3 protein-coding genes and 1 pseudogene are annotated in these 14707 nt (G+C 58.6%); 3 read left to right on the top strand and 1 reads right to left on the bottom strand.

All coding sequences use genetic code 11. The annotated features are described in order from the left end of the window. The 3 genes from KW841_RS29360 to KW841_RS29350 all read left to right on the top strand — a co-directional run. The coding region (locus tag KW841_RS29360) for an Ig-like domain-containing protein (RefSeq protein WP_218480748.1) at nt 1–8463 on the top strand (8463 nt) is incomplete at its 5' end. A 330-nt stretch (nt 8464–8793) separates the two neighbouring features. Further along, complete coding sequence (locus KW841_RS29355) at nt 8794–10800, top strand: hypothetical protein (RefSeq protein WP_218480747.1); 2007 nt, start codon at nt 8794–8796, stop codon at nt 10798–10800. A 272-nt stretch (nt 10801–11072) separates the two neighbouring features. Next, complete coding sequence (locus KW841_RS29350; protein WP_256357989.1) at nt 11073–13262, top strand: autotransporter outer membrane beta-barrel domain-containing protein; 2190 nt, start codon at nt 11073–11075, stop codon at nt 13260–13262. A gap of 95 nt (nt 13263–13357) precedes the next feature. Here the strand turns inward: KW841_RS29350 and KW841_RS29345 are convergent. Beyond that, nucleotides 13358–14707 (bottom strand): annotated as a pseudogene (locus tag KW841_RS29345) (hypothetical protein); the annotation flags it as partial.

Here is a 14707-nt window from a genome sequence, read left to right as displayed (position 1 = left end):
GCGACCGGTTCACTGGACGTCAACATCGTCGACGACTTGCCACAAGGCGTGAACGACAGCAACGCTTCGACGGCGTCGGAAACCTTGCTGACGCTGAACGGCAACGTGCTGAGCAACGACGTGCAAGGCGCCGACCGCGTGACAGTAGGGGAAAACGCCGGCCCAATCACCCCAGGCACCTTCACCGGCACCTACGGTACTTTGGTGTTGAACGCCAACGGCACCTACACCTACACCCTCAACACCAGTGATGCCGACTTCAAGGCCTTGCACGGCGGTGGCGACGGCACTGAAAGCTTTACCTATACGCTGACTGATGCCGATGGCGACAGCAGCACGGCGACCCTGGTGCTGCAGATCCACAACAACGATGACCCTGTGACGATTGGCGGTTTGAACGTCGAGGGCGGCGAACTCACCGTCTTCGAGAAAAACCTCAGCGACGGCAGCGCTCCGGATGCCACGGCGTTGACCCAGAACGGCACCTTCACCGTCACCGCACTGGACGGCGTGACCACCTTGACTGTCGGCGGCATCGCCGTGGTCACGGGAGGCGTAGCCGCGGGCTTCCCGCAATCGATCACCACACCACTGGGCAGCACGCTGACCATCACCGGCTTCAACGCGGCGACCGGTGTGGTGAGTTACAGCTACACCCTCAACGACAACGAAGCGCACCCGACGGCCAACGGCGCGAACACCTTGCCTGAGCAGTTTGCCGTGACCCTGGTCGACGACAACGGCACCACGGCGACCGGTTCACTGGACGTCAACATCGTCGACGACTTGCCACAAGGCGTGAACGACAGCAACGCTTCGACGGCGTCGGAAACCTTGCTGACGCTGAACGGCAACGTGCTGAGCAACGACGTGCAAGGCGCCGACCGCGTGACAGTAGGGGAAAACGCCGGCCCAATCACCCCAGGCACCTTCACCGGCACCTACGGTACTTTGGTGTTGAACGCCAACGGCACCTACACCTACACCCTCAACACCAGTGATGCCGACTTCAAGGCCTTGCACGGCGGTGGCGACGGCACTGAAAGCTTTACCTATACGCTGACTGATGCCGATGGCGACAGCAGCACGGCGACCCTGGTGCTGCAGATCCACAACAACGATGACCCTGTGACGATTGGCGGTTTGAACGTCGAGGGCGGCGAACTCACCGTCTTCGAGAAAAACCTCAGCGACGGCAGCGCACCGGATGGCACCGCGCTGACCCAGAACGGCACCTTCACCGTTACTGCACTGGACGGTGTCACCACCCTGACCGTCGGCGGCATCGCCGTGGTCACGGGAGGCGTAGCCGCGGGCTTCCCGCAATCGATCACCACACCACTGGGCAGCACGCTGACCATCACCGGCTTCAACGCCGCGACCGGCGTGGTGAGCTACAGCTACACCCTCAACGACAACGAAACGCATCCGACGGCCAACGGCGCCAACACCCTGCCTGAGCAGTTCGCCGTGACCCTGGTTGACGACAACGGCACCACGGCGACCGGTTCACTGGACGTGAACATTGTCGACGACTTGCCACAAGGCGTGAACGACAGCAACGCCAGCACCGCCTCGGAAACCTTGCTGACGCTGAACGGCAACGTGCTGACCAACGACGTACAAGGCGCCGACCGGGTAACCATCGGTGAAGGCACTGGCCCGATCACCCCCGGCACCTTCACCGGCACCTACGGCACCCTGGTGCTGAACGCCAATGGCACCTACACCTACACGCTGAACACCAGCGATGCCGACTTCAAGGCGCTGCACGGCGGTGGCGACGGCACGGACACCTTCACCTACACCATCACCGACGCGGACGGCGACAGCAGCACTGCGAATCTGGTGCTGCAGATCCACAACAACGACGATCCGGTGGTCCTCAACGGCCTCAACGTGTACGGCGGCGAGCTGACGGTCTACGAGAAAAACCTCAGTGACGGCAGCAACCCCAACGCACCAGCCTTGACCCAGAACGGCACGTTCACCGTCACCGCACTGGACGGCGTGACCACCTTGACTGTCGGCGGCATCGCCGTGGTCACGGGAGGCGTAACGGCGGGCTTCCCACAATCGATCACTACGCCATTGGGCAGCACCCTGACCATCACCGGCTTCAACGCCGCCACCGGTGTGGTGAGCTACAGCTACACCCTCAACGACAACGAAGCGCATCCGACGGCCAACGGCGCGAACACCCTGCCTGAGCAGTTCGCCGTGACAGCGGTCGATGACAACGGCACTACCGCGACCGGCTCACTGGACGTCAACATCGTCGACGACTTGCCAAAAGGCGTGAACGACAGCAATGGCACCGCCTCGGAAACCCTGCTGACGCTGAACGGCAACGTGCTGACCAACGACGTACAAGGCGCCGACCGGGTAACCATCGGTGAAGGCACTGGCCCGATCACCCCCGGCACCTTCACCGGCACCTACGGCACCCTGGTGCTGAACGCCAATGGCACCTACACCTACACGCTGAACACCAGCGATGCCGACTTCAAGGCGCTGCACGGCGGTGGCGACGGCACGGACACCTTCACCTACACCATCACCGACGCGGACGGCGACAGCAGCACTGCGAATCTGGTGCTGCAGATCCACAACAACGACGATCCGGTGACCCTCAACGGCCTCAACGTGTACGGCGGCGAGCTGACGGTCTACGAGAAAAACCTCAGTGACGGCAGCAACCCCAACGCACCAGCCTTGACCCAGAACGGCACGTTCACCGTCACCGCACTGGACGGCGTGACCACTTTGACTGTCGGCGGCATCGCCGTGGTCACGGGAGGCGTAACGGCGGGCTTCCCACAATCGATCACTACGCCATTGGGCAGCACCCTGACCATCACCGGCTTCAACGCCGCCACCGGTGTGGTGAGCTACAGCTACACCCTCAACGACAACGAAGCGCATCCGACGGCCAACGGCGCGAACACCCTGCCTGAGCAGTTCGCCGTGACAGCGGTCGATGACAACGGCACTACCGCGACCGGCTCACTGGACGTCAACATCGTCGACGACTTGCCTCAAGGCGTGAACGACAGCAACGCTTCGACGGCGTCGGAAACCTTGCTGACGTTGAACGGCAACGTACTGAGCAACGACGTGCAAGGCGCTGACCGTGTGCCGGTCGCTGAGAACAGCGGGCCGATCACTCCCGGCACCTTCACCGGCACCTACGGCACCCTGGTGCTGAACGCCAACGGCACCTACACCTACACCCTGAACACCAGCGATGCCGATTTCAAGGCGTTGCACGGCGGTGGCGACGGCACCGACACTTTCACCTACACCATCACCGACGCGGACGGCGACAGCAGCACTGCCAACCTGGTGCTGCAGATCCACAACAACGACGATCCGGTAACCCTTAACGGCCTCAACGTGTACGGCGGCGAACTCACGGTCTACGAGAAAAACCTCAGTGACGGCACCGACCCCAACACACCAGCCCTGACCCAAAGCGGCACCTTCACGGTGACCGCCCTCGATGGCCTGCAAACCCTGACCGTGGGCGGCATCACTGTGGTCAGCGGTGGCGTAACCGCCGGCTTCCCGCAAACCGCCGTCACGCCGCTGGGCAGCACCCTGACCATCACCGGCTTCAACGCCGCGACTGGCGTGATCAGCTACAGCTACACCCTGAACGACAACGAAGCCCATCCGACCGCCAACGGCGCCAACCGCCTCACCGAGAACTTCGATATCGTCGCTACCGACACCGATGGCGATATCGCAAACGGGCAGATCAACGTCAACATCATCGACGACCTGCCGACCGCCAAACCCGATGCGGACTCGGTGCAGGAGGGCGGCACCGTCAGCGGCAATGTGCTGGACAACGACATCGCTGGAGCTGATGGCCCGGCTGCCGCTGGCGCCGTGGTCGGCGTGCGTGCGGGCAGCGATACTTCAACCTCGGCCATCGGCGGGCTGGGCGATCAGATCAACGGCACCTACGGTTACCTGACCCTCGATGCCAGCGGCAACGCCGTGTATCACAGCACGCCTAACGCGGTGAGCGGCCCTGGCGCGGTGGATGTGTTCACCTATACCGTGCGCGATTCCGATGGTGACGAAAGCACCACCACTATCACCATCGACGTCTACAACAGCTGCCTGAAAGCGGTCAGCGACAACGATGTAACGGTCTACGAAAAAGCCCTCGACCTGAGCCAGGGCGGCCAGGATCTGGCCGCCGGTACGGTCGTCGGCAGCGATCCGACCAACACGGGCGAAACCGCTTCCGGCACACTGGTGGGCTCGGTCACTCACGCCGTCGGCGCGATCACCTACGCCCTGGTCGGCAGCAACGTGGGGACCTACGGACAGATTCAGCTCAATGCCAACGGCACCTACACCTACACCCTGACGACCCCGCCGAGCACCACACCGAACGCCAATGACGGCCCGAACGTGATGCACGAGACTTTCAGCTATCAGGCTACCGACTCGCTGGGCAATATCGTCACTAGCACCATCGTGGTGGACATTGTCGATGACATGCCAAAAGCGCTGAACGACAGCAATGCCAGCACCGCCTCGGAGACGGTGGCGAGCCTCAGCGGCAATGTGTTCAACAACGACGTGATCGGTGCCGATAAAGTCGCCATCGGCCTGAATGCCGGCCCGGTGACTCCGGGTACCTTCACCGGCACCTACGGCACCCTGGTGCTCAACGCCAACGGCACCTACACCTACACCCTCAACACCAGCGACGCCGACTTCAAGGCCCTGCACGGCGGTGGCAACGGCACCGAAACCTTCACCTACACCCTCACGGACGCCGACGGCGACATCAGCACTGCGAACCTGGTGCTGAATGTATACAACAATGACGACCCGGTAACTCTTGGCGGCCTCGATGTATATGGCGGCGAGCTGACGGTCTACGAGAAAAACCTCAGTGACGGCACCACCCCCAACACACCGGCCCTGACCCAGAACGGAACCTTCACGGTGACCGCCCTCGATGGCCTGCAAACCCTGACCGTGGGCGGCATCACCGTGGTCAGCGCAGGCGTGACCGTCGGCTTCCCGCAAACCGCTGTCACGCCGCTGGGCAGCACCCTGACCATCACCGGCTACAACCCGATCACTGGCGTGATCAGCTACAGCTACACCCTGAACGACAACGAAGCCCATCCAACCGCCAACGGCGCCAACAGTCTCACCGAGAACCTCGACGTCGTCGCTACCGACACCGATGGCGACATCGCGAACGGGCAGATCAATGTCAACATCGTCGATGACTTGCCAAACGCCAAACCTGACACGTCGTCGGTAACGGAGGGCGGCACGGTCAATATCAGTGTGCTGGGCAATGACATCAACGGTGCCGATGGTCCGGCGATGGTGGTCGGCGTGCGCGCCGGCAGCAATACCGCGACGTCGGCCGTCGGCGGGCTGGGCAACCCGATCAACGGCACCTACGGTTACCTGACGCTCGATGCCAACGGCAACGCGGTGTATCACAGCAACCCGGATTCGGTCGGCGCTGCCGGGGCCACGGACACGTTCACCTACACGGTGCGCGACTCCGATGGCGATGAAAGCACCACCACCATCACCATCGACTTGGCCAACAGCATTATCAAGGCCAACCCCGATAGCGACGTGACCGTCTACGAAAAAGCCCTCGACCTGAGCAAGGACGGCCAGGACCTGGCCGCCGGTACGGTCACCGGCAGCGACCCGGGCAATAGCGGTGAAACCGCGTCCGGTACCCTGGTCGGATCTGTCACGGGTGCCAGCGGCGCGCTCACCTACACCCTGGTCGGCAGCGCCACCGGCACCTACGGGCAGATCCTGCTCAACCCCGACGGCAGCTACACCTACACCCTGACCTCGGCGCCAAAAACTTCGCCGAATGCAAACGACGGTCCGAACAGTCTGACTGAAAGCTTCACTTACAAGGCCACCGATGCGTCGGGCAACAGCAGCACCAGCACTATCGTGGTCAACATTGTCGATGACGTACCCAAAGCGGTGGCATCGGATCGCTCGGTGGCGGCAGTGGAGATCGATTCCAACCTGCTGATCGTGCTCGACGTCTCCGGCAGTATGGTCGACCCTTCCGGCGTACCGGGCCTGTCACGCCTGGAACTGGCAAAGCAGGCCATCAGTGCCTTGCTGGATAAATACGACGACCTGGGCGACGTGAAAGTGCAACTCGTCACCTTCAGCAGCAGCGCCACCGACAGGACTTCGGTGTGGGTCGATGTTGCGACCGCCAAGACACTGCTGGCCGGTCTCACCGCGAACGGTGGCACCAACTACGACGCGGCGGTGGCGACCATGCAGACCGCGTTCAACACCTCGGGCAAACTGACCGGTGCGCAAAACGTCGGCTACTTCTTCTCCGACGGCAAGCCCACCACCGGCCAGGAAATCGGCACCGCCGACGAAACCGCGCTGAAAGCCTTCCTCAATGCCAACAACATCAAGAACTATGCAATCGGCCTGGGCAGCGGTGTGAGCAACGCCAACCTCGATCCGCTGGCCTACGACGGTATCAGCCACACCAACACCAATGCGGTGGTGGTCACCGACCTCACTCAACTCAACTCGGTGCTGTCCGGCACTGTGGTCGGCGCACCGGTGACCGGTTCGTTGCTGGGCGAGGGCGGTACGTTCGGCGCTGATGGCGGCTTCATCAAATCCATCGTGGTCGACGGCACCACCTACACCTACGATCCGAAAGCCCTCAGCGGCGAGGGCTCGTTGACGCCAAGCGGTGGCACCAACCACGGCACCTTCAACACCGTGGACAACACGGTGAGCATCGCCACCAACAACGGCGGCACGTTAGTGATCAACCTCGACACTGGCGATTACAACTACACCTCGCAGAAAACCACTACGGTGCTGATCACCGAGAACATCGGTTTCACCATCAGCGACAACGATGGCGACCTCAGCAGCTCGACGCTGACCGTGAAAGTGATCCCCAACGCGCCTCCGGTGGCGATGGACGACCACGTCATCACCAACGTGCTGTCGGGCAACATTGTGGTGCCGGGTGAACTCTTGCTGGCCAACGACACCGACCCCAACGGCGATACGCTCAACGCGACGCCGACTACCTTCAACACCGGCTGGGCCGCGAAAGGCGCGGACTTCACCGGTACCGGTGCGATCAGCTTCGCCGGCACCGACAACGTCGCTGCCAACCAGAGTCTGGCCAACGTGCGCAATGCCTTCGCGGCCAACACGGCGACCATGACGGCGATGCTGGTGGTCAGTGGCTATCTCGGCGCAGCGAACAACGCCAATGGCAACAATGAGGACTTCATCACGGTCAAGCTGAATCAGGGTGAGACGCTCAACCTCAATCACAACCTGGGTGCCGGGCACATCACGATGGAGTATTCGCTCAATGGTGGAGCGTTCGTCAGCATTGCCGATGGTGACACCATCACCGCAGGCGCGGATGGCACTTACCAGATCCACGTGACCAACATCGTCAACACCAGTGGTGGCAATAAGAATGGGGCAGAAAACTACGACCTGACCATGACCGTCAATTACGCTGGAGCACACGATGTCACCTCGGACTACCACGGCACCTACACCGCCAACGACAACCACGGTGGCAGCGACTCGGCCAACCTGACCATCAGCTATCAGGACGGCCACACCCTCACCGGCACCAGCGGAGATGACGTCATGGTGGCGGGCACGGGCAACAACATCATCAATGCCGGCGACGGCAACGATGTGCTCACCGCCGGCTCCGGCAACAACGAGCTGCATGGCGGCGCCGGCAATGATCTGCTCTTCAGCGGACTGGGCAATGACACCCTCGATGGCGGTACGGGCATCGACACGGCCAGCTATGCCCACGCCACCGCCGGGGTCACGGTCGACCTCAGCCTGCTCGCTGCGCAGAACACCCTGGGCGCGGGCACGGACACCTTGACCGGTATCGAAAACCTCACCGGGTCGAACTTCAACGACACCCTGACCGGCAATAGCAGCAACAACGTGATCAACGGCGGCCTGGGCAACGACATCCTCAATGGCGGGGGCGGCGATGACTTGCTGATTGGCGGCCTGGGCAACAATACCCTCAGCGGCGGGGCGGGGGCCGACACCTTCCAGTGGCTCAAGGACAACAGCGGCCATGACGTGATCACCGACTTCACGCCCGGCACCGACAAGCTCGACCTGTCGCAACTGCTGCAAGGGGAGAACGGCACCACGGCTTCGCTGGACGACTACCTGCACTTCACCGTCACCGGCAGCGGGGCGTCGACGGTGACCAGCATCGACGTCAGCGCCATGGCCGGCGCCGCGCCGAACCAGACCATCGACCTGGCCGGTGTCAACCTCGCCAGTCAATACGGTGTCACGCCGGGAGCGGGTGGCGTGGTCGCGAGCGGGCATGACACGGCGACCATCATCAACGGCATGCTCAACGATCATTCGTTGAAGGTGGATACCGTGTGATCTGAAAACCTGAACGAAAAAAGCCCGTCATCCCTGTGCAAGGGATGACGGGTTTTTTATTGCCGAGACAAAGGGAAATGTCCGACCAGTGGTAGCAAAACCTGTAATTTCTGACAGTAGCCAGCCATTTGTAACTGCCTTTAAATCGAGTCATCGATCAAGCGACAGCATCGGTGCACACACACTCGAGTTCCCCGTGTTTTTCGCCCGGATTCAGCGGTAGCGGGCGTATGCCAGCTTTATCGAACAACCGCCGGTCTTTGATTTTACTGGGCGTCAGATAGTTACACCGTTGGCGCATTGCGTCCGGTCACGGAAAGGAACTACGAAATGTCGACATTCAATAAGTTGTCTGCTCAACAGCAACGGCTGCTCGATTATAAAGCGATGCTGCGCGAGCGGCGAATCAAGGATTTTCCAGCGCCGGAGCCAATGCCAGACAAGTTGTTGCCGGCGACGGCTGATGACCTGGGTAATCAAGTTCCAAAAAGTGAACAAGGGCTTGCCATGACTTTTAAAGTCCCCAAGTTTGCGGATTATGATCTGGATGATGACCGGGAAGTAATAATGCAGCTCATACTTGGCGATACTGAAGATGATAAAGTCGGCACTCCCTTGACAGGTAGGAGACCTTTGGACGAAACCTGGTTTGATCAGCGAATTACCTTACCGCTTGGATACACCGACAAGGCCGGTGAGCATAACGTATGGATTTTTTTGACAGTAGGTTTAAATACGGCTGAGTCGTTTAGATTTGTATTGCGAGTAGATACGCAGCCGCCTAGCCCAACGGCGGAGACCGTAGTTCCGGACAGGATTAAAAATGAGGGGATTACAGCAGAGTATTTCGATTCCATGGCCCATGTGTTGCTGAGTTATCCAGGCAATTATGGCGATGCAAAAATCGGTGATGTCATTGAGTTTATGCTGGCGGAATATAACGGAAGTGGTGCTGTGGATCTTGATACCGCTCGACTTATCGGTACGGCTGAGCGCTTTACTGCTGTGACTCCGCTGCAAACAACCAATTTGACCAAGGCGTTTCTTGAGAATGGAGGCGATGAGGGTAAACGGGCCATTTTTGTTTATGCGACGGATCGAAAAGGCAATAAGAGCGTGGCTTCTCCTCCGGTAGAAGTTGATGTTTCGCTGATTCCCGCGCCAAAGAATCAAACCATTACTGTTGCGCTGCATGATGATAACAACCTGATTTTACTGGCGGATGCGCAAACGCCGGTCATCGCCGAGTTTAATTACGATAACTTTCAGACTGGAGATCAAGTTAGGGTCAGTATCGATGGGCAGCCACTGGGTGATATTCCGGTGGGCAGCGTTCCTTTCGACTTACAGCTGACGTATAAACAGCTGTTTAATGGGGATCTTGGCCTTAAGACGATAGATTTGGAATGGCAGGTTCGGCGCAATAATAAATTCTATCCACCTGTAGCAGCTAAGAAAGAGTTAAATATAGACTTGAGAAAGCCGGGTATGCCCGTGGACCCTGATAAACCTGGTAATCCTGGTTCGTCGGATCCGAGGTTACAACCGGTTACGGTACTTGGGGCGAACAGGCTGGAGCCTAATAAGCTGGGTAAGTTGGATGCCGAGAACGGGGCATTTGTTATCGTCCCAATTTATGAAGGCCATAAAGCCAGAGATCGAATTCAACTCCGTTATATGGATGTTCCTCTGCGTGAAGATGAGGGCGGGGTTGTGACACTTGATGGTAGTGAAACAAGTGAGACCGTTCTTGAAATGAGAATTCCTGGGCAGGTTATTGGAGACGTTGGGAACAATGATAATGCCTTCGCGGATTACACGATCAGTCATGAAGATGTGAACGAGAACATTGCGCTTGCGCCTCGTCAGACAGTTGAGGTTCGCATTGTGCCCGGTGTAATGGTTCAGCCTGATTTTGTGGTGTATGGCGATGTTGGTGACGGTCCTGAACTGCATTGCAAGTCTTTGGTTGTAGATCCGGATACGGCGCTAAAGGCTGTGGAGGTCAAGTTTTCCGGTGACACCAGATTGAAAGACGTCGATGTCAAGTTCTATGTGCAGGGTTATGAGAACGCTAAAGACGGTACAGGGAAAAATATCCCGGGGGATATCATCCTCGATGCTGCGGCAATGGTAGAGAAGACCCCCGATGAGGATGAGGCGAGTACCGGTTTCAGTGTGTTTTTCCCATGGCAGGTATTTGACAAGATTCGCGATGGCTGGTGCACGTTGCACTGTTCGGCAAAACTTGATGGATACACAACACCCTCTGATGAGAAGTGGTTCAGGGTGGGGATGTTCAATCCGGGTAATGGCGACTTCTGTCCACTGACTTGATAACCAATAAAGGGAGGCGCGAAGGCGTCTCCCTTTTTTGATGCATTCGGTGATTGACGGACGGGACCGAGAGAGGCTTTAGGATTACTCCTACATTTTTTTGTCGGAAGTGAGGCTATCTTGCGCCGCCCTTGTAGTCCTCCAGCCCGTTTGGTCGGCGAGGACGGATCGATGAATAGGAAATTACCATGGCAATCGACAAACCGACGTCTCGTCCAGCTGTCATTTCAGGCTCCAACGCAAGGCTGGCATTAGTGCCAGCTTTTTTTTTCATGAGTTCTACCGTTTTTGCGGCAGTGATTGTCGATAACGGATCCACCCTGGATATCGATTCAACGGCTGCACCTGACAGCTATTCGGTGAAAAACAACAGCACGTTGAACATGACCGATGCGACCACCCGAAATGTCTCTGTCCAGACCGGCTCTACCCTGAACATCAATGGCGCGACCGTCACCGGTAACCCCGGCCAGGCGGGGATATCCATCAATACCAGCCGCGCAACCATTGATCGGGCGACGGTCAGCAGCGACACCATTGCGTTGCTGGTCAATCGCACGCCAGGAGGAAGGACTGGCTCGACCGTGACCGCGGCCAACAGCGCATTCACTGGTGGCTTTGCCGGCGCCGCAGTGACAGGTTTCAGTACCCTCGCGCTGATCAACTCCGAAGTCACCGGAACGGGCGCAGGCAGCTTTGGCCTGATCGTAGCGGGAGGTTCCGTCACCGCATCCGGCAATACGCGAATCAGCGGTGAAGCCGCAGGTGTGCGATTTGAAACGGACCCACCCGTGGGCACTGCGTCGCTGGTGCTGGACGGCTCAAGCGTCGTGGGCCGCGACGGGCCGGCGATTCAAGTGGACGACGGTGTCGACGCCCGTATTGACGTGCTGAACGGTTCCACGTTGGCGGGCAGTAACGGCAACCTGTTGGAAGTGCTGGGAGCATCGACGGCCGCCATGAGAGTGGCCGGCAGCGCCTTGCAAGGCAACGTGCAAGTCACTGATTCCAGCACCGCCAACCTGACGTTTGATCGAGGCCAGATGACTGGCGACGTGGTGGTCGAGGACGGTTCTACCGCCAATGTCACCCTGCAAAACGGTTCGCAGTTCACCGGTCGCCTGGATAACGTCACGGGCGTCACTCTCAGTCAATCGAACTGGACCATGACCGGCAATGACACCATCGGCAGCCTGAGCATGGATGGCGGCCGAGTTGATTTCGGTGATGCCGGTGGGGCATATCGTCAGCTGAACGTTGGAACCCTCGATGGCACCGGCACCTTTGCCATGAAGGGCGATTTCTCTACCGGTGCCGGTGATTTTCTCAATGTGACCGGTGCAGCCAATGGTCAATTCGGCCTGGAAGTCGCGGCTTCCGGCACGGATGCAGTGGCCACACAACCATTGGCACTGGTGCGCACTGCCAATGGCACTGCGCAGTTTTCGCTGGTCGGCGGGCGGGTGGACCTGGGCACCTGGTCCTACGATCTGGCGAGTGCCACCGATGGCAGCGGCGGTACAGAGTGGTTCCTCGATCCCGCCACCAAAACGGTCAGCTCCGGTGCCCAGACAGCGATGGCGCTGTTCCGTACCGCGACGACCATTTCCTATGGTGAGCTGAAGTCACTCGAAAGTCGCATGGGTGACTTGCAATCGGACGGCAAATTGCATGGCGTTTGGGTACGACCTTACGGCAACAAATACAACGTTGGCGAGGGCGCCGGCGTGGCCTATCAACAGCGGCAACAGGGTGTTTCCATGGGCGCCGATACCCGTCTGGGCGATGGTCCGTGGAGCGTCGGGGTGCTGGCCGGTTACAGCCAGTCGGATATTGATCTCAAGGGCGGAAGCAGCGCAACGGTCGACAGCTTCTACGCCGGTCCATACGTTGGCTGGCAGGCTCCGGACAGCGACTACTACGTCGATGGTGCACTGAAACTCAACCATTTCCGCAACGATTCGAAAGTCCGTTTAAGCGACGGAACCCGCGCCAAAGGTGACTACAGCAACTCGGCGGTCAGCGCCCTGGTGGAAGTCGGTCGCAACATCCGGTTGGCGGATGACTGGCGGGTCAAACCTTCCGCCCAGTTGTCGGCCGCCATCATCGAGGGCGCGAGCTATGACCTGGACAACGGCATGGACGCCGACGGCGACCGGACGCGTTCGTTGCGCGCCAAGCTGGGTGTCGCTGCCGGTCGTGACTTCAAGCTGGGCGGCGGTACCGTCGTGCAGCCATACGGGCGTGTCGCGATGGTTCATGAGTTTGCCAACAATGACAACGTGCATGTCAACGGCAACGAACTCAACAGCGATTTGTCGGGTAGTGGTGTTGAGGTGGGTGGCGGAGTGGCCTTTTCCCTGCGGTCTAATGTACGGCTGAGTGCGGACCTCGACTACGGCAAAGGGAAACATTACGAACAGCCATGGTCGATGAGGCTGGGGGTGAGCTACGGGTTTTGATGGCCTGGTATAAAGGAATGAAAAAAACCGCGTTAAGCGGTTTTTTTCGTTTTTCAGATACTGCTTTTACAATCTGGTTTGCGAGTCACAGCTTATTAACGTGATATACGAATGTACCAGTCTTGCGAAGTCCGGCCATCCACCCCTTTCAGGTAGAATTTGTAAGGGCCTCCGACTGGATGTGAACCAGTGTTTACATGAAATGTCCCATCGTCTTCAGCCAGTCTTCTACCTGCCCAAATATCGTTGTCACGGTACAGGCTGACATAGGTGTTTGGCGGGGCCCCGCGGCCGTTGAAAGTAAACACTTTGTTTTGAGACACACTTCCTCCTTCTGGAATTGGAATTCCATTGGGGTCGGTGACATTATCGATGGATAACCCACCTCTTGTGATTATGCTGAAACGATGAACAGCAGAGTGCGGTAGGCCGCTACCGTAAAGCGGTTTGATTCTCAGGTCGTAGTTTTTAAAGCGCAATTCGCCAAGTTCAGCTTTAAAAGTATTATTGCCTTCGACCGACACCTCACGCAAAAAGTCGTCGCCGTCAAATATTTGCACTTTCTGCAGTCTGTGGGCTTGGCCTTCGACAGTCACGGTCGTTTCGTATGTGTAACCGTCCGGGTCAATATCGTTTGTGGAGTCAAAAATGCGCCTGATAGTTGGCCTGACAGCCTGTTCAATGGTGAACGTCCAGTGTTGAGTGCTTTCCGGGTTACCGGTGTACAGGCCCCTGATTTTTATGTTGTAGGCAGTTTCAGGTAATCCGAGAATAACTTTTCGGAAGTTGCCCTTTTCATCGACCGTGGCCTCACCGAGACTGGAGTCACCATTCAGTATCTCGACCGTTTCATGTGGTTTGGCTTGGCCAGCAAAAGTCAGTTTCGTATGAAGTGTGGTTCCACCTTCACTTCCTCCGACTTTGTTACCCTCAGGGTCAGTAACTTCACCAAGGATCGGCACGATGGTGGCCGCTTCGGGAGTAATCGTCCAAGGATTTGACTTGGCATTGTCACCATAGTTTGCCTCCGCGATGAACGTATACTTGGTTCCGTAGTCCAGATATTGAACGAGTTTGGCCCATTTGCCCGTATCGTCGGTCGGTTCTGGCGGCAGGTCGGTGACTCCGTTGATCTGTAGCTTGATCGCCGCTAACGGCGCCGCTACACCCCTGACAATTACATAGTTGTATGGGGTTGTACCGTTGTCCTCGATCAGGCCGTCCACGTCGAATGCACGGGTGTTGTGCGGCTTGATGATGGACTCCACGGTAAAGGTGCGGGGCGGGTTGGTGACTTCGTTGTCGCCATAGTTCGCCCGAGCGGTCAGGCTGTAGTCACCCTCTGTCACATCGAGCCAAAATTTCCAGACGCCATCGAGGAGATCGGCGATTGCGATGGCACCTTCTATCGGGACGCCGTGATTGAGTAGCTGAATGCTCTCACC

It is taken from the genome of Pseudomonas sp. PDM28 (assembly GCF_019219115.1).
GTDB classification, from domain to species: Bacteria; Pseudomonadota; Gammaproteobacteria; order Pseudomonadales; family Pseudomonadaceae; genus Aquipseudomonas; species Aquipseudomonas laurylsulfatiphila.
This window is presented reverse-complemented; position numbering and strand designations above follow the sequence as displayed.

Coding starts and splice junctions, on each gene's coding strand:
- KW841_RS29350 (WP_256357989.1), top strand. CDS start 11,073: ATGAGTTCTACCGTTTTTGCGGCAGTGATTGTCGATAACGGATCCACC.
- KW841_RS29355 (WP_218480747.1), top strand. CDS start 8,794: ATGTCGACATTCAATAAGTTGTCTGCTCAACAGCAACGGCTGCTCGAT.